This is a genomic window from Proteus vulgaris (assembly GCF_011045815.1).
Lineage (GTDB): Bacteria > Pseudomonadota > Gammaproteobacteria > Enterobacterales > Enterobacteriaceae > Proteus > Proteus vulgaris_B.
Map to the genome: position 1 here is coordinate 458,224 of NZ_CP047344.1, position 21,930 is coordinate 480,153.

General features: G+C 39.2%; 19 protein-coding genes. 6 read left to right on the top strand and 13 right to left on the bottom strand.

Features of this window, described 5'->3' with window-relative positions; translation table 11 throughout:
• Positions 1 to 9: 9 nt before the first annotated feature.
• From frdC to frdA, 3 genes are read right to left on the bottom strand one after another with little or no spacing between them, the layout of a single operon-like run.
• The gene (gene frdC, locus GTH24_RS02250; RefSeq protein WP_036933153.1) at positions 10 to 402 is read right to left on the bottom strand and encodes a fumarate reductase subunit FrdC; all 393 of its coding nucleotides are present in this window, start codon (positions 400 to 402) and stop codon (positions 10 to 12) included.
• A 14-nt stretch (positions 403 to 416) separates the two neighbouring features.
• Entirely contained in the window at positions 417 to 1,154 is a 738-nt protein-coding gene (locus GTH24_RS02255) for a succinate dehydrogenase/fumarate reductase iron-sulfur subunit (protein WP_072069832.1), read from the bottom strand.
• Positions 1,147 to 2,943: a fumarate reductase (quinol) flavoprotein subunit gene (gene frdA / locus GTH24_RS02260; RefSeq protein WP_072069831.1), complete on the bottom strand. Its 1,797-nt coding sequence runs from the start codon at positions 2,941 to 2,943 to the stop codon at positions 1,147 to 1,149. Before frdA ends, GTH24_RS02255 begins: the two co-directional genes overlap by 8 nt.
• 945 nt (positions 2,944 to 3,888) lie before the next feature.
• On the opposite strand from frdA, the gene epmA reads away from it, so the two are divergent.
• Complete coding sequence (gene epmA, locus GTH24_RS02265; RefSeq protein WP_072069830.1) at positions 3,889 to 4,866, top strand: elongation factor P--(R)-beta-lysine ligase; 978 nt, start codon at positions 3,889 to 3,891, stop codon at positions 4,864 to 4,866.
• Between the two features lie 46 nt (positions 4,867 to 4,912).
• Here the strand turns inward: epmA and GTH24_RS02270 are convergent, their stop codons facing one another.
• The 6 genes from GTH24_RS02270 to glpT all read right to left on the bottom strand — a co-directional run bounded on the left by GTH24_RS02270 (position 4,913) and on the right by glpT (position 10,411).
• Positions 4,913 to 5,326 (bottom strand): hypothetical protein, encoded by a 414-nt coding sequence (locus GTH24_RS02270; protein WP_115350569.1) that lies wholly within the window; start codon positions 5,324 to 5,326, stop codon positions 4,913 to 4,915.
• Positions 5,323 to 5,865: a LemA family protein gene (locus GTH24_RS02275; protein ID WP_115350568.1), complete on the bottom strand. Its 543-nt coding sequence runs from the start codon at positions 5,863 to 5,865 to the stop codon at positions 5,323 to 5,325. Before GTH24_RS02275 ends, GTH24_RS02270 begins: the two co-directional genes overlap by 4 nt.
• A gap of 8 nt (positions 5,866 to 5,873) precedes the next feature.
• The gene (locus GTH24_RS02280) at positions 5,874 to 6,947 is read right to left on the bottom strand and encodes a hypothetical protein (protein ID WP_072069827.1); all 1,074 of its coding nucleotides are present in this window, start codon (positions 6,945 to 6,947) and stop codon (positions 5,874 to 5,876) included.
• Between the two features lie 36 nt (positions 6,948 to 6,983).
• A complete protein-coding gene (locus GTH24_RS02285; RefSeq protein WP_072069826.1) occupies positions 6,984 to 7,541 on the bottom strand; it encodes a LemA family protein in 558 nt (185 codons plus the stop codon).
• 303 nt (positions 7,542 to 7,844) lie between these two features.
• Positions 7,845 to 8,924 carry a glycerophosphodiester phosphodiesterase gene (gene glpQ / locus GTH24_RS02290; protein ID WP_072069825.1) on the bottom strand — a complete coding sequence of 360 codons (1,080 nt, stop codon included), beginning with the start codon at positions 8,922 to 8,924 and terminating at the stop codon, positions 7,845 to 7,847.
• 134 nt (positions 8,925 to 9,058) lie between these two features.
• The gene (gene glpT, locus GTH24_RS02295; protein ID WP_072069824.1) at positions 9,059 to 10,411 is read right to left on the bottom strand and encodes a glycerol-3-phosphate transporter; all 1,353 of its coding nucleotides are present in this window, start codon (positions 10,409 to 10,411) and stop codon (positions 9,059 to 9,061) included.
• A gap of 380 nt (positions 10,412 to 10,791) precedes the next feature.
• Between glpT and glpA the strand changes: the two genes are divergently transcribed.
• The 3 genes from glpA to glpC are packed head-to-tail and all read left to right on the top strand — an operon-like array spanning position 10,792 to position 14,937.
• Positions 10,792 to 12,450 (top strand): anaerobic glycerol-3-phosphate dehydrogenase subunit A, encoded by a 1,659-nt coding sequence (gene glpA / locus GTH24_RS02300; RefSeq protein WP_176694719.1) that lies wholly within the window; start codon positions 10,792 to 10,794, stop codon positions 12,448 to 12,450.
• Positions 12,440 to 13,747: a glycerol-3-phosphate dehydrogenase subunit GlpB gene (glpB, locus tag GTH24_RS02305; protein ID WP_164525902.1), complete on the top strand. Its 1,308-nt coding sequence runs from the start codon at positions 12,440 to 12,442 to the stop codon at positions 13,745 to 13,747. Before glpA ends, glpB begins: the two co-directional genes overlap by 11 nt.
• A complete protein-coding gene (gene glpC / locus GTH24_RS02310) occupies positions 13,744 to 14,937 on the top strand; it encodes an anaerobic glycerol-3-phosphate dehydrogenase subunit GlpC (protein WP_072069822.1) in 1,194 nt (397 codons plus the stop codon). Before glpB ends, glpC begins: the two co-directional genes overlap by 4 nt.
• 181 nt (positions 14,938 to 15,118) lie before the next feature.
• Here glpC and GTH24_RS02315 read toward each other — a convergent pair whose 3' ends face one another.
• Positions 15,119 to 16,264 (bottom strand): phosphoenolpyruvate-utilizing N-terminal domain-containing protein, encoded by a 1,146-nt coding sequence (locus tag GTH24_RS02315; RefSeq protein ID WP_072069821.1) that lies wholly within the window; start codon positions 16,262 to 16,264, stop codon positions 15,119 to 15,121.
• A 59-nt stretch (positions 16,265 to 16,323) separates the two neighbouring features.
• Positions 16,324 to 17,427 (bottom strand): glycerol dehydrogenase, encoded by a 1,104-nt coding sequence (locus GTH24_RS02320; protein ID WP_072069820.1) that lies wholly within the window; start codon positions 17,425 to 17,427, stop codon positions 16,324 to 16,326.
• Positions 17,428 to 17,669: 242 nt separating this feature from the next.
• On the opposite strand from GTH24_RS02320, the gene GTH24_RS02325 reads away from it, so the two are divergent.
• Positions 17,670 to 18,113, top strand: coding sequence for a hypothetical protein (locus tag GTH24_RS02325; protein ID WP_164525903.1), 444 nt, complete (start codon positions 17,670 to 17,672; stop codon positions 18,111 to 18,113).
• Between the two features lie 48 nt (positions 18,114 to 18,161).
• On the opposite strand, the gene GTH24_RS02330 is transcribed toward GTH24_RS02325, so the two are convergent.
• A complete protein-coding gene (locus GTH24_RS02330; RefSeq protein ID WP_072069818.1) occupies positions 18,162 to 18,833 on the bottom strand; it encodes a 7-cyano-7-deazaguanine/7-aminomethyl-7-deazaguanine transporter in 672 nt (223 codons plus the stop codon).
• A 205-nt stretch (positions 18,834 to 19,038) separates the two neighbouring features.
• On the opposite strand from GTH24_RS02330, the gene tusA reads away from it, so the two are divergent.
• Positions 19,039 to 19,293, top strand: a complete 255-nt coding sequence (gene tusA, locus GTH24_RS02335) for a sulfurtransferase TusA (RefSeq protein ID WP_036933135.1) — start codon at positions 19,039 to 19,041, stop codon at positions 19,291 to 19,293.
• Between the two features lie 89 nt (positions 19,294 to 19,382).
• Here tusA and GTH24_RS02340 read toward each other — a convergent pair whose 3' ends face one another.
• Complete coding sequence (locus GTH24_RS02340; protein ID WP_164525904.1) at positions 19,383 to 21,767, bottom strand: zinc/cadmium/mercury/lead-transporting ATPase; 2,385 nt, start codon at positions 21,765 to 21,767, stop codon at positions 19,383 to 19,385.
• Positions 21,768 to 21,930 lie beyond the last annotated feature (163 nt).

The following is a 21,930-nucleotide window of genomic DNA, read 5'->3' on the forward strand; positions in this document are numbered from 1 at the left end:
CCTCCTGGGTTACATTAACGCCACTGCCAGAATAGCGGCAGTAACAACGATAGTGACAGCCCAAAAACCACGAACAATAGGCTCTTGAGGCATTTTTTCATCTTTAACAACGATAACCACAGCTTTTGGTGCAAGTTTAAACCAAGTTGCAGTGTGGAATACTGTTGCAATAAGAGTCACAATGTTAATCAGCATTACAATTGGGTTGCTCAGGAATCCAACGAAACCTGCCCAACTTTCTGGTCCATTTTTCAGTGCGAATACACCAAACAGTACAACCAGACTGAACCAAAGTTGTGGAAGACAAGTACCTTCACGGGTGATATAGAAACGATAGAAACCGAGTTTCGTCCACCAGTTTGGTTGCATGCCACGAACATAAGGCTTACGTTTTGTTGTCATGTCTTGTTTCCTCCTTAACGTGGTTTCAGCATCGCAATGACAAAGTCTTGCGCGCTGGCTGCTTTACCTTGCTGAATAGCAGCAGCAGGGTCCACATGTTTTGGACAGACTTCAGAACAGTAGCCAACAAAGGTACAAGACCAGACACCGTTCTCACCATTTAACTGAGGCATACGCTCTTTTGCCCCATGGTCGCGACTATCTGTGTTATAACGCTGAGCTAACGTAATCGCTGCTGGACCAATAAACTCTGGGTTCAAACCAAACTGAGGACATGCTGCATAGCAAAGACCACAGTTGATACAACCAGAGAACTGGTGGTATTTTGCCATTTGAGCAGGAGTCTGTTTATTCGGACCTTCTGAAGGCTTGCGATCATTACCGATGATATAAGGTTTAATCGCTTCTAAGCTTTCAATAAAGTGAGTCATATCAACAACGAGGTCGCGCTCAACTGGGAAGTTACCTAGAGCTTCAACTCTTACGCCGTCTGGATATTCACGAACAAACGTTTTACAAGCCAATTTAGGCACTTTATTGACCATCATGCCGCAAGAGCCACAAATCGCCATACGGCAAGACCAACGGTAAGAAAGATCAGGCGCTAAATTGTCTTTAATATAACCCAATGCATCCAGTAATGAGGTTTGCTCATCATAAGGAACATCATAAGTGACGAAATGAGGTGCTTCGTCAGTTTCTGGGTTATAGCGCATGACTTCCATTTTAATGTGCTTCATGTCATCAGCCATTCGCTTTCTCCTTATTCTGCTTGTCTTGTGCAGTCGCTTCACCACCATAGACACGTTTAGCAGGAGCAGACTTAGTGATCTTCACATCGCTATATTCTAAACGAGGGGCACCTTCTGGGTTATAGAACGCCAGAGTATGTTTCAGGAAGTTCACGTCATCACGCTCAGTACAACCTTCGTCAAGACGTTGGTGTGCACCACGAGACTCTTTACGATTGATTGCAGAATGAGCCATACATTCAGCGACATCTAAACCAAAGCCAAGCTCAATTTTGTACAGTAAATCTGTATTAAAGACGCTACTGGTGTCTTTAATTTCAACACGTTTGAAACGTTCTTTTAATTCAGCCAGTTTATCAACGGTTTTTTGCATTAACTCAGGTGTACGGTAGATACCGCAACCTTCTTCCATTGATTCACCCATTTCATCGCGAATTTGAGACCAGCTTTCAGAACCTTTTTGGTTCATCAGTTTTTTCAGGCCATCTTCAATGTCACGAGTACGAGCATCTAATGCTGATGCGTTAGCAGGTGTTGCTTCTTGAGCACAACGAACAGCTTCTTCACCCGCAAGGCGACCAAATACAACCAGTTCTGCCAGTGAGTTAGAGCCTAAACGGTTAGCGCCGTGTAAGCCAACAGATGAACATTCACCTACTGCAAACAGACCTTTAATACGCGTTTCTGTTTGTTGGTTGGTTTCGATACCACCCATAGTGTAGTGAGCAGTAGGACGAACAGGGATTGGTTCATTAACTGGGTCAACACCCACATACGCTTTTGCCAGTTCACAAATAAATGGCAGACGTTCATGAAGTTTCTTCGCACCCAGATGACGTAAGTCAAGATAAACAACATCACCACGGTGAGTTTTGATAGTACGGCCTGCACGCCACTCATGCCAGAATGCTTGAGAGACTTTATCGCGAGGGCCTAATTCCATGTATTTATTTTCTGGTTTGCCTAATGGTGTTTCTGGTCCTAGGCCGTAATCTTGCAGATAACGATAGCCATCTTTATTGACCAGAATACCACCTTCACCACGACAACCTTCAGTCATCAGAATACCTGAGCCTGGTAAGCCGGTTGGGTGATATTGAACAAATTCCATATCACGCAGTGGAACGCCATGGCGTAAAGCGATACCCATACCATCACCCGTTACAATACCGCCATTGGTATTGAAACGATAAACACGTCCAGCACCACCGGTTGCCATAATGACAGCATTTGCACGAATTTGAACTTTCGTACCTTCCATCATATTGATAGCAACAAGACCACGAGCGTGACCTTCATCAACAAGGATATCGAGAACAAAGTGTTCGTCAAAACGTTGAATCTGTGGATATTTTAAGGATGTTTGGAACAGGGTATGTAGCATATGGAAGCCGGTTTTATCGGCTGCGAACCAGGTCCGTTCGATCTTCATCCCACCAAAACGTCGGACGTTGACTGACCCGTCTTCTTTACGGCTCCAAGGACAGCCCCAGAGTTCTAGTTGAGTCATCTCTGTTGGACAATGCTCAACGAAGTAATCTACGACATCCTGTTCACACAACCAGTCACCGCCTGAAACGGTATCATTGAAGTGGAAATCATAGGAGTCGTGAGCCTGAGTCACTGCTGCTGATCCGCCTTCTGCTGCCACGGTGTGGCTACGCATTGGGTAAACTTTTGAGATCAGAGCAATTTTCAGTTGAGGATTCGCTTCCGCGGCAGCTATTGCTGCTCGTAAGCCTGCGCCCCCGGCTCCGATTATCGCTATATCGGCATTAAAGGTTTGCACTGCGCTTCTCCATTGTTCAAGTGAAAATTGGAATAATTGTCTAGAATTCAATTCACTGACATTATTAATTTGTAATGCTATTTTTTTAAGCTATCCGTAACGAAATTGTTTCACTGCCTTGTGACTGCGCTTGATAACATCTTTATTATCATTGACTGTAATTTTAGTATAACGAAATGTAGGGCACCGAAATTTGATATGAATGATGGTTTTCCCGTATTTCGCAAAAAAAGTGTGATCCACGCCAAGAATTCTGGGTTTTGATAATAAGAGCCCAGAGAAACTTGAAGATAAAATAGAATATATTTTTTTAAATTGAAAATTATAAATAGTAATGAATAATCCGCTTTTAAAGTATAGATAACTTTAATTGAAAATGACAAGGTTTTTTTTGTTATTTATTGATTTTAAAGAGTAAATGTTTTTACCTTTCATTTGGGTAATTTAAATTAATAAAAAGTCATTCTGAAAATTAAAATAAATTTTTTACTATTTATCTAAAACAAATCGGTTTGTCTTGTTAATTGTTAATAAAATATTAATAATATTTCTAAAGGTTTTTAATACTCGTCAAAATACGCAAATTTAAATAGAAAGTTAACGTTGAAGTTAAAATGAGATTGGCTATTCAAATATAAGCATTGTGTTAGATTATTGTTATTCGTAATTGAGAAAAAGAATTATTACAATTTACTTTTATTGTAAAATAATAGCTAAAGAGTTACCTCTGGCGCATTGGGTTGATGTTTATTTCGACGATAAAAAGTACCTTAAAGTAGATGTTTTGTAGAATTACATTTATTTGTCTTATGTGTTTTTACTTAAAAAACCATAAAGATAATGAATAAACATAAAATGAAACGCCTCTTTATTAGGGAGAAATTTGTCTGTTGAGGAGGATGCGAGTAAACTGCACGCTTTGTTTTCTGTTGGAGTTTTTTGTTCATGAGTGATATCGCGGATTGGCAGCCAAGCGCCTCAATCGCCAACTTACTGAAAAAGGCGAAAATAGTCAGTAATATTAGGCGTTTTTTCGCTGATCGTGGTGTGTTAGAAGTTGAAACACCTATGATGAGTCAGGCTACCGTTACCGATGTTCATCTTTTCCCATTTGAAACTCAATTTGTCGGGCCAGGTGCTTCACAAGGGCTAAAACTTTATTTGATGACAAGCCCTGAATATCACATGAAGCGTTTATTAGCGGCAAACAGTGGGCCTATTTATCAAATGGGGCGTTGCTTCCGTAATGAGGAAGCCGGTAGATATCATAATCCGGAATTTACGATGCTAGAATGGTATCGTCCTTGTTTTGATATGTACCGGTTGATGAATGAAGTCGATGATTTATTGCAAGAAGTGTTAGATTGTGAAGCGTCAGAATCACTCTCTTATCAACAAGCATTCTTGCGCTATCTTGATATCGATCCTTTATCAGTTGATAAAGAAAAATTACGAGAAGTGGCAGCAAAACTAGATTTATCAAATATTGCAGATACTGAGGAAGATAAAGATACACTGCTTCAGTTGTTATTTGTCTCTGGAGTTGAGCCACATATCGGTTTAGAAAAACCAACCTTTATCTATCATTTTCCTGCGTCACAAGCGTCATTGGCTGAGATTAGTTCAGAAGATCACCGTGTTGCAGAGCGTTTTGAAGTCTATTTTAAAGGTGTGGAGTTAGCAAATGGATTCCGTGAGCTAACGGATGCGCAAGAACAACGCCATCGCTTTGAACGTGATAATCGCCAGCGAGCGGCAATGGGATTACCTGAGCAACCTATTGATGAGCGCTTTTTAGCTGCCCTTGAAGCAGGATTACCAGAGTGTTCTGGTGTTGCTTTGGGTGTTGATCGTCTCATTATGTTGGCGCTTGGTGTCGATCGTCTTAGTGATGTGATTGCATTCCCTGTTTACAGAGCATAAGCTCATCTATCGATGAAGATTAAAAAAGAGAGCCTTGGCTCTCTTTTTATTTTTTAGATTTTCGGCTTTGTCTTCGTTTTTCTTCTGCTTCAAGTGCCTTTTCTTGAAACTTCGCAAACTTATCTCCTGTTACGTCTTTCATATAGCGATAATTAATAAACCAAAACGTAATGCACGAAAATAAAATAACCCACCAAATTAAAAGTAGTTTTAATGCAGAATTAACGCCTAGCATTAAATTAAAGCTAATTAAGACCATTAAGCTGACGAAGATCGAGCTAAATAGTCCACCTGCAATTTGCGACATATATTTTTTTAAAGGAGTGATACTTATTAATGGCAAAATAATGGCCATAGAAAACAGCACGCCAAATGTGGCAAACATAATAATCGAAATAGGTTCATCAAAGCTTAGAAACCAATCCGTTATGCCAAAAAAAGAAAAAGGAATTTCTATCATGATATTACCTCCCTACTAGGGTAAAAAAGAGGGATATCTTTAAATTTAAAAATAAATGTAAACAACACATTAGGGAAAATATGTATTTCAGTATTATAGAGAGTCACGGATTGATTGAAGAATTCTCGTCTGTCAGCTATGCATTCTTCTAGTTCTTTCGCTTGCATTTGTAATAGGTGTAAGTTTTTTCCACTGATAAGCTCAGGGTATTTTTCAGCAATGATGAGTGATTTTTTTATTTGAGGTAATAACTGATTAGCTAAATCAACTTTTTGGTCTAATACATCTGCGCGTAAATAGTGATCTCTATTTTCAGCTAATTTTTCAAATAAGGCCTTCTCATGCTCCATCGCTTTTTGTGTAATCACTACCAGCATGGGGATCAAATCAGCTTGTTTTTTTAATAAAACATCAATATTTGCAAAGGCTTTATAGCAATTGTTCTTTAACATCACCATGTTGTTATAAATCATCACTAATTGGCGTATTAAAAAATAAACCAAAGTGAGAATAAAAATGATGAAAATAAGCCATTCCATATAATCAATTACCAAGGAAGAGAAGTATTATTAAAATAAAGCGTTAGTATGCCGTTTTGATAATCCATTGGTATCACTAGAATGGAAAGGATAACAAAAAGAGCAATGATAACGATAGTGGTCGCGTTGCGACGAAAAGGGCGCGCTTTGTTCCAACTAACAACATAATCTTGTGGCGATAAACCCAGTAGGTAATGAGGTGCTTTATGTGTGATAACCACTTCGCCATTGATAGACTCTGCATGACCAATTAATAAATACGTTGTGTTTGATCCTAAGATGTACTCTTTAAAACGTTTATTATTGTATTCAAGATCCTGATGAGGCTTGATACCAAGGTGTACAAAAGGAGTATCTTCTGCGAGTACTTGGATTGATCCCGTATCATCGCTCATCGTGAAATTATGGATCTCTTTTTCACAGAGTGTTTGGTGATAGCTTTTTTTGCCTTCTTTGTCTGTGGATATATCATATTCATAATAGAAGTAGCCATAACACTCTTTTTTGCCTAATCGACTACTTAAGATTTTCCCTGCGGTTATCTTACCTTCAATTTCAACAAGCCCAATGGCCAAAGAGCGGATCTTTGATGTTGCTAGAATTTTTTGAAAGCGTAAAAAACGTTTTTCAGGAGTTCTTTTGACTATTTGGTAAACGAACATTAAAACGAAACTTAAAAAGAACAATCTTTGGTCAATAAACAAGCTGAAGCTTAAACTCAACAATAAAAGGCTAATAAATACAGTGTTTATCAGTGCCGAAAATTTAGAGTTTCCTTCATTTTGCAATTGATGATAATTCTTTATCGCTTTTTCACCAATATTAGCAATATGGGTTGAAATGCCATAGGCAAATAGCAAAATAACAGAGAACGCAATACCAGAAATAAGATTAACAACGGAGTCTTCGCCACTAGGATATAAGTTAGTTTCTCGCGAAAAAAACAGGTATTTTCCGGCAGCAAAAGCGATCCCTAAAAAAGGAATAATACTCAAACTGTTCTTCTTTTTTTGAGTACGTTTGCTGCGTAAAAAATAGATTAATACGCCTACAGCACAGCCGATAAAAAAATAAATTAACACTGTAACCTATCCTTAATGCGGTTATTTAAATTGCTGTCATTTAAAATGAATACCATCAAATTTCATTTCTTCTTTTGGTATTTCTAGCAATTGCATACGTTCAAAGCGGAAAAGGCCAGCAATTAAGCTATCAGGAAACATCTCTATTGCGGTGTTGTAGTTGGTAGTTGCATCATTAAAGCCTTCACGGCGTTGAGCAATTTTATTTTCTACATCACTAACACCCGTTTGAAGTAATGCTAATTGTTCACCTGAAATTAACGTAGGATAATTTTCAGCAAGGGCAATCATGCCACGCAATGCGGTATTCATCTCATTTGATGCGCTGATTTTTTCATTAATATTTTGCGCTTTAAAGTAGCGTTGTCTTGCGTCGCTTAATGCAATAAATACACTTTTTTCGTGCTCCATGGCTTTTTCAGCTACAGCCATTAATTGAGGAATTTGGTCTGCTCGTTGTTTTAAAATAACGTCAATATTCGCAAATTGATTACTGACTTGGTTACGCGTCGCAATAAGACGATTATAAATTGAAATACCCCAACTAATAAAAAGAACGATAAGAACGAGTAAAATAATGGCCATTATTGTCATTGTGATCCCTTCTTTTAATCAATATTTAAGAAATGATAATAGCTAACTCAAAAAGTTATTTTGGTTTTTTAATTAAATTATTAGGGTAACTTAAAGAAAGATGAAGAAATATACAATCAGAAAGGGTGCAAATAGCCTACTCTTTCAAAAGAAAGAGTAAAATACTTGTCATACTTCAAGTTGCAGCGTTGTTGACGTCGTTTACTCGCGCTAGTCACATACTCATGTATGCTCCTAGCGTTTCGTTCACTTGTCGCCTAGCTGCACCTTGAATTATTTAGGGTGTAAATAAAATACGATGAATTATTTGGCTTGTTTTTGTAAGAACTTAACCCCTAAATCAGGGAAGTCTGTAAAGACACCTTCAGCGCCTGCTTGGTTATAAATAATGTCATAAAGCTGGTCACCATCTTTTGCGTATTTAGGAAGTTTATCAATACGAACAGTAAACGGATGAATGGTCAGTTTATTAGCATGGGCATCAGCAGACATACCGGTTAAGGTGATTTTTTCTGGCGTTGAGTTTTCTTCCACTAACATATGGTAATCAGGACCAATTCCATCAGCATAAGTGGCAATCTCTTTCATTGCACCCGGCTTAAACATCCATTCATAGCTGTAGTTTGTCCATGTGCCGTCGGGCTGTTTTTCATAAGTCTCATTCCAGTCGGTATAAGCAATTAACTGAACAAGTTTTAAGTCCATGCCCATTTTTGGCATCAATTCTGTTTTGATGCGTTTTAGGTCGTTAGCATCGAATGATTGCAGATAAACATTATCGGTTTTTTTCGTATAACCGTACTGTTTAAGCACTTCTAGTACTTTGGTGGTAATGTCTTTACCTTCTTGTTCATGAAACCAAGGGGCTTTAATTTCAGGGTAAATACCAATGTCTTGACCCGTAGATTTATTTAAACCCTGAATAAATTCAATTTCTTCTTGGAAGGTATGCACACGAAAATCAGATTTCCCCATCGGGAAACGATTTGGATAACTTTGGACTTTTTTACCGTCAACGATATCGAAGCCTTCGGTAAATTTCAGTCCTTTGATCTCTTCAAGCGTAAAGTCGATAGCATAGTAGCGACCGTCTTTTCTTGCTCTATCAGGGTAACGCTCAGCCACATCTGTTACACGATCAAGATAGTGGTCATGTAAGACAACCAATTCATTATCTTTGGTCATCACCAAGTCTTGTTCTAGATAATCTGCACCTTGCGCATACGCTAATGCTTTAGCAGGTAGAGTATGTTCAGGCAAATAACCACTTGCACCACGGTGAGCGATAACGACTTTATCACTTGCCGCTTGTGCGATTGCACTTAAAGATAGAGTTAAAAGAACGCCTGCAACTAACGGTTTTAGTCTAAAAGATGTACTCATAAAGCTGCTCCATTTTAATTCTACGTACAATAATGTTATGTACAGTTGGCAATAAAAAAGCCACATCAAATAACGGATGTGGCTTGGTTTTTAGAGATGAGATTTAATCAATTTCATAAATAATCAGTTAGCGATTATTCGTACTTCTGAAGCATTTCACGTTTGTGTTTAGTTTCAGTAACCATCACAATAAGTAATAACACAACAGACAGTGCACTACCGCCGATCATGACCATAAAGCCGCCATCCCAGCCGAAGTAGTCAACGGTGTAACCTACGATAGCACTCGCTGCAACAGAACCACCTAAGTAACCGAATAGTCCAGTAAAGCCGGCTGCTGTACCTGCTGCTTTTTTCGGTGCAAGCTCAAGGGCATGCAGACCAATCAACATAACAGGACCGTAGATTAAGAAACCGATGATTAACATACACGCCATATCAATATTCGGGTTACCCGCTGGGTTCATCCAGAATACGATAGTTGCAATAGTTACTAAGGTCATGAAGAAGACACCTGTCGCACCACGGTTACCTCTAAACACTTTATCCGACATCCAACCACACAGCAGTGTGCCCGGAATACCTGCGTATTCGTATAAGAAGTAAGCCCATGATGATTTATCCATTGCGAAGTGTTTTACTTCACGCAGGTAAGTCGGTGACCAGTCCAGCACGCCGTAGCGCAGTAAGTAAACGAACACGTTCGCAATCGCAATCATCCACAGAAGTTTGTTAGGGAACACATACTTCATAAAGATTTCTTTTGCAGTCAGTTCTTGTTCGTCAGTTTCTTTATAATCAGGTGGATAGTCGTTTTTGTACTCTTCAATTGAAGGTAAACCACATGATTGAGGGGTATCGCGCATTAATGCGAATGCAATCATAGCAACTAAGATCGCGGCAAATGCTGGCATATATAACGCTGCTTTCCAGTCGTTAAACCACGCCATACCTAATAAGAACAGTAATGGAGGTAAGCCACCGCCAACGTTATGTGCACAGTTCCAAATCGAAACGATACCGCCACGTTCTTTCTGTGACCACCAGTGCACCATGGTACGTCCACAAGGAGGCCAACCCATACCTTGGAACCAACCACAAAGGAACAACAGAACGAACATTACCATAATGCTCGAAGTTGCCCATGGTACAAAGCCCATAAATAGCATCACTAGAGACGCTAAAATAAGACCTGCTGGTAAGAAATAACGAGGGTTAGCGCGGTCAGAGAATGAGCCCATGATAAACTTAGAGAAACCGTAAGCAATCGAGATCCCTGATAAAGCAAAACCTAGGTCACCTTTAGAAAACCCTTCTTCTACGAGGTAAGGCATTGCTAACGCAAAGTTTTTTCTTACTAAATAATAAGCAGCATAACCGAAGAAAATCCCCATAAAGATCTGCCAACGTAGGCGACGATAGACAGGATCTATCTGCTCTTTTGGCAAACGCGCTTTATGTGGCGCAGGTCTAAACAGACTTAACATATTAGCCTCCGATGGCTTTTATTTTAATATGTTGATATTAAATAATGACAAAACGAACAGTGAAATTATCAAAAAATTTTCTTTAACGAACTTAATAGTAAACTTATACAATCAAATTTACTGTGAGGTATTACTCAGTTGTCGAATAATTTTTCAAGATGTGCAATTTTGAGTGATATGTTAACTTTATCAAATACTTTTTGTTAAATAATTTGTGATTAGTATCACATATGTGGTTTTAATTTTTCACTCGTGAGCGTTTCTCTTTCGTTTTTGCTCATTATCAAACATTAACCACACTTTTTGTGTATCTTATACACTATAATTAACGCTAAAGAATAATTAAGCGTTTGCTGAATGTAATGTGAGAGGGCATCTCTATGATGAGCGGTTCACCAGTGACAGAAACAGATGTCATTATTATTGGCGGAGGAGCAACCGGTGCAGGCATGGCAAGAGACTGTGCACGCCGTGGATTACGTTGCGTTCTGCTAGAAAGACACGATATTGCAACCGGTGCAACCGGTCGAAATCATGGGTTGTTACACAGTGGTGCGCGTTATGCAGTAACCGATCCTGAGTCAGCGCGTGAGTGTATTGAAGAGAATATGATCTTAAAACGGGTCGCTCGTCATTGTGTAGAAAAGACGGATGGCCTTTTTATTACCCTACCTGAAGATTCTTTAGAGTTTCAACAGACTTTTATTCAATCTTGCCAAGCAGCAGGTATTGATGCTCAGGCGATTTCACCCGAAGAAGCTATTCGCTTAGAGCCTTCTGTTAACCCGAATTTAATCGGTGCAGTTAAAGTACCTGATGGTACAGTCGATCCGTTTCGTTTAACCGCAGCAAATATGTTAGATGCTCGCGAACATGGTGCACAAGTCCTGACTTATCATGAAGTCGTTGGTCTTATTCGCGAAGGTGATCGTGTTAAAGGTGTCAAAGTTTACGATCATCAAACGAAAAGAATGTATGAAATTCGCGCACAAATTGTGGCGAATGCTGGCGGTATTTGGGGACAAAAAATTGCTGAATACGGTGAATTAAAAGTTCGAATGTTCCCAGCAAAAGGTGCATTACTGATTTTAGGTCATCGCATTAACAATATGGTGATCAATCGTTGTCGTAAACCTGCAGATGCCGATATTTTAGTGCCTGGCGATACGATTTCATTAATTGGTACAACTTCAACACGTGTACCTTACGATGAAATTGACAATATGTATGTCACCCCTGAAGAAGTCGATATTCTTATTCGTGAAGGTTCAATGTTAGCGCCAAAACTGGCTCAAACTCGAATTCTACGTGCTTATGCGGGTGTACGTCCTTTAGTGGCAAGTGATGATGATCCATCAGGCCGTAATGTTAGCCGTGGCATTGTTTTACTCGACCATGCGCAACGTGATGGATTAGAAGGCTTTATTACTATTACAGGCGGTAAATTAATGACTTACCGTTTAATGGCCGAATGGGCGACAGATAAAATATGTGAGAAATTAAATGTCTCTGCGAAATGTACCACTGCAGAAGAGGCATTACCTGGCTCTCGCCAATCTGCAGAGCAAGCATTACGTAGCGTTGTTTCATTGCCTGCACCAATTCGTGGTTCAGCGGTTTATCGCCATGGTGATTTAGCGAATAAATTACTGAGTAATGAACGTATTGATAAAAGCTTAGTATGCGAATGTGAAGCGGTAACAGCAGCCGAAGTTCGCTATGCGGTTAACTCTTTAACTGTTAATAACTTACTTGATTTGCGTCGTCGTACTCGTGTGGGTATGGGAACTTGCCAAGGTGAACTTTGTGCTTGTCGTGCCGCTGGATTATTAAACCGTTTACAAGTTACTACTCCTCACGAATCAGAGCAGCAACTTGCTCATTTCTTGAATGAGCGTTGGAAAGGTATTCGACCAATTGCTTGGGGCAATGCATTACGTGAAAGTGAGTTTACCAGTTGGGTTTATCAAGGTTTATGTGGTTTAGATGCAGATATGATTGAAAAAACAGCTTCAGCGGAGGCAGATAATGAAATTTGACGTCATCATTATAGGTAGCGGACTGGCAGGGTTAACTGCTGGTATTCGTCTTGCCGAAGCCGGTAAGTCTTGTGCAATCATTAGTAATGGTCAGAGTGCGTTGCATTTTTCATCAGGTTCACTGGATTTATTAACTCATCTTCCTGATGGAACAGCGGTGACTCAACCTAAAAAAGCACTGGCAACGTTAGCAGAGTTAGCGCCAAAACACCCTTATAGTCGTATTGGTGAAATACAAGTTTCAACTTTAATTGAACAAGCTCAGGCATTGTTAGCAAGCACAAGTGGTCTTGAGTATCAAGGTAGTGGTGATGAAAACCATTATCGTATTACGCCAGTAGGGCGCTCTCGTATAAGTTGGATGAGTCCAAAGCGAGTTCCTATTCATGGTATTGATAAAGCATTGCCATGGAAAAAGTTGGCCGTGGTAGGAATTGAAGGTTTCTTAGATTTTCAACCGCAATTTGCAAGCAATACGCTTAATGAGCAAGGTGTTGAAGCAATTCCTTATCATATCCACTTACCGTTATTAGATAGATTGCGTGATAATCCAAGTGAATTTAGAGCAGTTAATATTGCACGTTATTTAGATAAACCTGAAAACACACAAGCGTTAGCTGACGAACTGAAAAAGCATGTTGATGACAGTGTTGAGGCGATTATTTTACCTGCATGTATTGGGCTTGATGCTGAAGAGCCTGTGACATTACTGCAACAGTTAGTAGGTAAACCGATTTGTCTATTACCAACATTGCCACCTTCTTTATTAGGAATTCGACTACATCAAGCATTAAAACTGCGTTTTCAAAAAGCGGGCGGTTTAATTATGCCAGGTGATCGCGCGGAGGAAGTTGACTTAGTGGGCAACACTGTTACAGGCGTTCACACTAGAAATCACACTGATATTCCTATTCGTAGTGAGCATGTGGTATTAGCAACGGGAAGCTTTTTCAATAATGGCTTAATTGCCGAGTTCGATCGTGTTTATGAGCCTTTAATGGAGCTGGATTTGTTAGAGGCATTACCTCGTAATGAGTGGACACAAGAGAATGTCTTTGCAAAACAGTCCTATATGCGCTTTGGTGTTAATACCGATAGCCAATTAAGGCCTATGAAATATGGTGAAGTATTAGACAATGTCTATGCTGTGGGTGCTGTGTTAGGTGGATTTGATCCGCTAAATGAAGGTTGTGGTGCTGGTGTTTCAATGATTAGTGCTCTTTATGCCGCGCAACAAATTTTACAGCATCATAAATCAGAACAGACCACATCTGCGGTTGTGGAGGCAGCACAATGAGTTTACAAGATAACAGTTTTGAAGCTTGCATTAAGTGTACAGTTTGTACCACTTACTGCCCAGTTGCAAAAGTAAATCCACTTTATCCTGGTCCTAAACAAGCAGGCCCTGATGGTGAGCGTTTACGCTTAAAAGATCCGATGCTTTATGATGAAGCATTGAAATATTGCACTAACTGTAAGCGTTGTGAAGTCGCATGTCCGTCAGATGTAAAAATTGGTGATATCATTTCGCGAGCGAAACTGAACTACAATACCAAAACACCTAAAATTCGTGATGCTATTTTAAGTCATACGGATTTAATGGGAACATTATCCACACCAATGGCGCCGATAGTAAATACTATTACCGGATTAAAACCCGTCCGTAAAATCTTGGATAAAGCGCTTAAAATCGACCATCGTCGTGAATTACCAAAATACTCTTTTGGTACATTTAGAACATGGATGAAAAAACAAGTTGAAGAGCAGGCACGCTTTAAAGATCAAGTTGCTTTCTTCCATGGTTGTTATGCTAACTATAACCACCCACAATTAGGGAAAGATTTAGTTAAAGTATTCAACAAAATGGATATTGGTGTTCAGTTATTAAAACGTGAAAAATGCTGTGGTGTTGCATTAATTGCGAATGGTTTTGTTAAACAAGCCAAAAAACAAGCCGCAGTGAACCTTGAATCTCTGACAGAAAAAATTGTTGAAAACAATATTCCTGTCGTTGCAACATCATCAACCTGTACCTTCACTATTCGTGATGAGTATGAACATATCCTTGATGTTGATACATCAAAAGTACGTGAAAATATCGAATTAGCGACACGTTATATTTATCGCTTACTGGAAGATGGCCGTGAATTACCACTGAAACATACCCCGTTAAAAGTGGCATATCACACTCCTTGTCATATGGAAAAAATGGGATGGACGGCATATTCCATTGATTTAATTAAACGTATCCCTGGTGTTGAGGTAATTGTTCTTGATTCTCAATGCTGTGGTATCGCCGGAACTTATGGTTTTAAATCTGAAAACTACGATGTTGCTCAAGGCATTGGGGCGGGCTTATTCCGTCAAATTGAAGAGAGTGGATGTGATCTCGTTATTACAGACTGCGAAACCTGTAAATGGCAAATTGAGATGTCAACAACGAAAAAATGTGAGCACCCCATTAGTTTATTGGCAAGAGCATTATAAGTATTGCCTATCCGATAATAAAAAAGTAATTGATTACTAAGATAACAAGCAGCTAGGGAGTAAAAGAGGATCTTTTATTCCCTTTTTTTATTTTTAATAAAAAATATGTGAAATATAAGAAAACAAGGAAATTAAATAACCTGATATTGTGGAGCACAGGTTATTTAAATACTTTTATTTTTTAATGAGAGATATAGGTATTTTGGTAAAGCCAAATATTTTGGACTTTTTTTAGTGTGATATTTTGCCCACCAGTCAGCGATAACGCCTGTTTTCCGGCCTCATTAATAATGGGGATATCTAATGCATTTGCTAATAAAGTTGTGTTAGATAGTGGATTCCCATGGCTTAATAAAATTCCTTTAATTCTATGGGTATCAAGTGCAATTAATGTTGATGGATGAAGTTGTTTTGTCACTAGAATAGCATTTGGATAGGGAGGTGGCGTTATTGGTGGTGGTGCTGACGTCAAATAGCGCAGTAATCGAGATAAAATATCCTCTAAATCACTTTCTCTGGCACGCATATTATCATCATCCATTTGTGCATAAGTATCTATTAAATCAATAAATGTCTGTTGTAGGGCAAACTCAGCATTACAGTGATGTTTACTTATCATGCTACACACTGTTAGTTGTAATTCTGCATTTTCTAATAAGAAACGATGACTAGAAAAAATATGAGTATATTGTTCGCCAATCTTGCGATAGGTTTCTTCGGTTAACCAGTCTATATCTTTTTTTGAACGCTCAATCGCTTTAACTAAACGTTTCTGCTCTTCGAGTAATAAGTGAGAAGATATTTTTTTTCTTGGAATAACAAAATGATGATAAGGGTAGAGCCAAACAGGCGCTGTGATAATTCTAATGGGTTCGTAATTGGTATTTTTGGGATGAATGTTAAAGTTAGGGAGATTTTCCCCTAATTGAAGTTTCTTTATCGTAATGGTTTTATGTGCTGCTTTTTCTGCTTCTTCAAGAGAAGCGCCGAGCGCAATGCTATTGGCTGCCGCTAGAGTTCCCTCAACAATAGGAGCAGAGCTTAGTGCGACATTAGCTGCAATGGCATGTTCGAGATTCGCGATTGCAAGTGCGGCATTTTGCGCTGAATGATAAGTATCAAGTAAAACGAGTACACCTTGTTTGCTATAACACTTTTTGATTGCTGTGAGTATAGTTTCTGGAGATACTTCATTTGTGAGATCTAAAGGTGTTTGATTATTGGTCGCAATGGCAATTTTTACTTGGCGATCTACAGTCTGATTAACGAGTTCTTTAATACCATTGGCAAGCGTAAGGCTCTTTGAAACTAATACTATACTGACCATAAAGCACCCTTTTTTGTAAATGCAAACAGGGAGACAAACACTCCCTGTTTACTCAGGCTTCAATAAAGCCATTCCCGTCCTAATTGGTCGGCAGTTAAAATTGCGGCGTAAACCTTATCTGAATCAACATCAAACGGCATGTTATAAATTGTTTCTCCTTCAGCGCAACTTAACTCAGCCACGGCCATGATTTTTTCATTCAGCTCATCACCTGTGGCATTGATACCTAATTCTTCTAAGGTGACAGGCAATCCCACTAAAATACAGAAGTCGAGGAATTCTTCTAATTCTTCTAATGGGCTATTTTCTAACACTAATTGCACTAATGTACCAAAGGCAACTTTTTCGCCATGATACATATGGTGACACTCTTCTAGCGCAGTAAATCCATTATGAATAGCATGAGCAGCAGCAAGGCCTGCACTTTCGAAACCAATACCACTTAGAAATGTATTGGCTTCGATAATATTTTCGACTGCCGTTGTGCAAACACCCCGACTAACCGATAGTTTTGCTTTATAGCCATCTTCTAAAAGAGTGTTATAGCAAAGTTCAGCTAAAGCAAGCGCTGCAAGTGTTGATTTACCACCTGCCATGGTTTGTTTTTGTGCGTTGCTACAGGCTCTCGCTTCAAAGTAAGTTGCTAAAGCATCACCCATACCTGCAACTAATAAACGGGCAGGTGCAGAAGCGATAACATTGGTATCCATAACAACCACATCAGGGTTGGTTGGGTAAAATAGATAACTATCGAATGCACCGAGCTCTGTATAAATAACAGAAAGTGCGCTTGTTGGTGCATCAGTAGAAGCTATGGTTGGGGAGATGACGACAGGAAGCTGGCATTTATAAGCAACAGCCTTGGCGGTATCGAGTGTTTTACCACCACCAACGCCGATGATCACAAGCGATGCTTGGGCTTTTGCGAGTTCGGATAAACGATTAATTTCGTTATGTGTACACTCACCATTAAACAGTTCAAAATGCCCATTCACTTCATATTGAGACATACTGTCTTTAACGGTACTGCCGACTAATTCCATGACAAATTTATCAGCAATAATCAATGCTCTATTGCCAAAAGGCTTCGCGTACTTACCAATATGAAATAACGCATCAGGCCCTTGAATATATTTAGCGGGGGATTGAATAACTTTTAACATAATAGACTCCTACTGTTTATTGGTGAAACGAGCGAAAATCTGTATGTGATGTATTAATGTGTGAGTGACAATAATACTCTTATTGTCTCTCCATCATACTTGATATGCTGTGATATTAATTAAGAATATAAATATTTTAATAAAAATAGTACGTTCATTGAAAAATAGGCTTTTTTTGTATGAAAAATTATTTTAAATAAAAAATAATATTGGCGTATTCGTCAATATTATTAGAAGGTCTTATGAATCAAATAAAAGTTCTAGGGCATGGTGCTCCATTTTTTGCACATTTAAAGAAATTAACGATAGTTGAGAGTGAGAGTAAATCTAGATTTATCTCAATGTCTGTTTCAACAGGTTTGATGGACGATTATGTTAAAGAAATAAATAAACATATTTCTGCGGTATCTAATACCTCAACCATGTTAACACTGCAATCTTGTTATAGTGCAATGGGAGGGCGATGTTCCAGTGCGCAATATATGGCAAATAGTTTGAATATGAAAGTCACTGGATTTAAGGGTAAAACAAATGAAACAGGAAATATGACATTAACCAGTGACTGTAAAAAGAAAGTATTTACACCTCAAACATCACCGTTGGCAAAAGCAATTACAACAATAGGTTATCATATAGGATATAGGTGCATAAAAACATTGATGACATTTAAAAATCTAGCAAATTGATGATTTATTTATTCTCTTATTCTCTATTGAGAGAATAAGAGAATGTTATTAATGAATTTCTAAGCAATTTTGTTTTTGATTTTCTTGTGCGAAAAAGTGACGCAAAATGAAATTCAATAGAACACCATAGGCAGGTAGAAAGAACAGCATACAAATGGTTAATTTAAACACATAGTCAACTAATGCAATTTCTACCCAATTCGCTGCCATAAAGGCATCGGTGCTGCGGTAAAAGGCAATAAAGAAGAAGGCAAGTGTGTCGAGTAAATTACCAAAGAACATTGCTGCACTGGGTGCAACCCACCATTTTTGTTGTTGTCTTAAACGATTAAAGACAGACACATCCATGATTTGACCTAACACATAAGCCATAAAGCTTGCTGTTGCGATCCTTGCCACCATGATGTTGAAATCAGTGAGAGAGGCAAAGCCTTGCCAACTTCCTTGGAAAAAGAGTGTTGAGATCAGGTAAGAAATCGCTAATGCAGGCAACATAACAGCGGTAATAATGCGTCTGGCAAGTGGTGCGCCATAAATACGAACCGTTAAATCTGTCGCTAGAAAAATAAACGGAAAAGTAAAGGCACCCCAAGTGGTATGGAAACCAAAAATGGAGATAGGTAACTGCACAAGATAGTTACTAGATGTAATTATCAGGATGTGGAACAAAGAAAGCCATAATAGTGCCACCGCTTTTTGGCGGGGAGTAAATGTATACATAAATTGTACCTTTTTAGTGATTGGGGTGAGGGAACCCAATAAAACAGTGATTTTCTCTTAAAAGAGAGGATGCGCATAATACGCTGGTTGCGCAACAAAAGCAAAGGTTGAGGGAAATCCCCCTTGCGTTTAATGTGCCGTGATGTGAACACGAAAGAGAGATATAATAATGGCATCTGTCAGTGTAAGAAAAATGGTTAATAGAATGAATGCTCAATTTGACGATGCAACTAAAACATTAGATACGCTAGGACTACGTTGCCCTGAGCCTGTGATGTTAGTGCGTAAAACCATAAGAAATATGGCATTAGGCGAGACGCTATTAGTGATTGCTGATGATCCTGCCACGGTGCGTGATATTCCCGGCTTTTGCCGTTTTATGGAACATGATTTATTAAATCAAGAGACACAATCTGCGCCTTACCGTTATCTTATTCGTAAGAAAGAGAGCAATTTGTAATTTATGCTGTAAATATTGCTTATCTTTGCGCTAAAAAATAACCCAAATCCCAGATTAACTGAGGTTTGGGTTTTGTTGTTTTAGCGTGTTTACTCTTTATGTGAGGCGTTAATTTTTACTCTTAACAGCCTTACCGCATTGGCAGTAACCAGTGCTGTTGCGCCGGAGTCAGCAAGAACTGCAACCCAAAGCCCTGTGATACCTAATAAGCTTGTCACTAAGAATATAGCTTTTAAGCCTAGTGCTATTGTAATATTTTCACGAATAATTTTACGAGTAGCACGAGATAGCTTAATAATTTCAGGCAAGCCCGTTAAACGGTTATGCGTCAAGGCAGCATCAGCAGTTTCAAGTGCAACGTCAGTACCGCTTCCCATTGCGACACCAATGGTTGCCGCCTTCATTGCGGGTGCGTCATTGATACCATCGCCCACCATCATGGTGTTATGTGTTTTGCTGATTTCCATTACTGAAGTGACTTTATCTTCAGGTAGTAATCCTGCTCGGAAATCCATACCTAGTTTTTTCGCAATAGCCGCGGCTGCTCTTGGATTATCACCCGTTAGCATTACGGCATTGATATTCATCTCTTTCAATAACTTCATTGATTCGACAGCATCATTGCGTAAGGTATCTTGCATTGCAATAACACCAATAAGCTGACTCTCTTTTAATACGACAACAACGGTTTTGCCTTCGTCTTCAAGACGTGCAACTTCTTGTTGCCACTGAGAAGAGAGTGACGTGGCTTCTGATAACTGCGAAGGCGCACTCACTAGAATATGTTGGCTATTTAAATAACCTTCAATTCCTTTGCCCGCTAAAGCTTTGCGATCTTCAGCTTCAACAACAAGTACACCGTTTTCTTGCGCCTTATTGATAATAGCTTTTGCTAATGGGTGATGAGAGCCAATTTCTACGGATGATGCAAAAGTTAGGATATCTTTTTCATTAAACCCTGTTTCAGCCACAACATCAGTAACTTGAGGTTTCCCTTCTGTTAATGTGCCAGTTTTATCTAGTGCGACAGTATTAACTGTCCCTAATTGTTCTAATGCCGCGCCACCTTTGATCAATGCTCCACGTTTAGTTGCTGCCGCTAATGCTGAAGTGATTGCAGCGGGTGTTGATATAACTAAAGCACAAGGACAACCAATCAGTAATAGCGTTAAGCCACGATAAATCCATGTTTCCCAAGGTTGTGAGAACAACAGTGGTGGAACAATAATAACCAGCGCAGAGAACAGCATAATCGCAGGTGTATAGTAACGGCTAAAGCGGTCAATAAAGCGTTCAATTGGGGCTCTGCGCTCTTCAGCTTCTTCAATCAATTGCAAAATACGGTCGATAGCATTTTGCCCTTGTTCAGATACCACTTTCATTTGGACGGATCTATCAACAGATAAACAACCAGCAGCCACTTTTTCGCCTTGTAAACGCTCTACTGGTACGGATTCACCCGTTAATGCACTTTCATCAAAACTTGCAAATGCACTGACTAATTCTGCATCCGTTGGCAAACGTGAACCTGGGGCAATTTCGATAATATCGCCAGGGCGAAGTTGCGCAACAGGAACTGTTTGTTTTTGGCCGTCTTTGACTAATATTGCTTCTTCTGGCACTAGCGCCATTAATGCACTTACACCACGACGAGCACGGCCTGCGGCGTAAGACTCTAACATTTCGCCAATCATAAACAGCAAAATAACCATTGCTGCTTCTTCGGTAGCATTAATAAATAGCGCACCAATTGCGGCAACGCTCATTAATGTTTCGATAGCAAATGGTGTGCCACTGCGAATAAGTTGTAAGGACTTTTTCACTATGGGGAATAAACCAATTAAGGTTGTTGCAATAAAGGCTGCGCGACCTGCTTGAGGATCAATAAATTCAGTACCCCAGCTAATCGCCATTAAAAGCGCCAAGACAATGACAAATGAACTTTCTTTTAAGAAGCTTTGTTTAGCGACTTTTTGAGATTGGGGTGAGGAGAGGTCAAAAAGCTCAAAGCCTGCACTGTTAATTGCAGCAATGACATCAGCACGTAAATCACTATCCGCATCAACAACCAGTTTTTCAGTGGCAAAAAGCACTTTTGCTTGTTTTACACCTGTGACTTTGAGTGCTGCGGTTTCAATTTTTTGAGCACAACTTGGGCAATCCATTCCTTGTACTTTCCAGCTAAAGCGTTGTTGTGCAATTTTTTCTGGCTCAATGTTAGAAACAGGGGCGTTGATATCACAGCTTTCATGAGCATGGTTATGCCCATCATGGCTATGATCATGTTCGTGGGAGTGTCCGTGGTGATGCTCATCCTCGCATTCAGGATCACTTTTATCTATCTTGGTATGAGAATGTCCGCTTTCAGTATGTGAGTGCGTACTATTCTCTGAGTGGCCTGAACAGCATTGAGAACTTGAGCAACAAGCATCGGTATGTTTATGATTATCGTGTTGATGAGCATGTTTAGTCATAACTGGCTCTCCTTGTTCAACGAAGTAAAGTTCTAAAGACATTTATTTGATAAATACTTTACAGCTTGGAGTAGAGTCCAGAGTCAAGGTATGTGACAGAAAATAATTGGCAAAAAGTGCGAATTAAATTAGAAATCTAACCCCTTGATTTAAAGATTTAAAT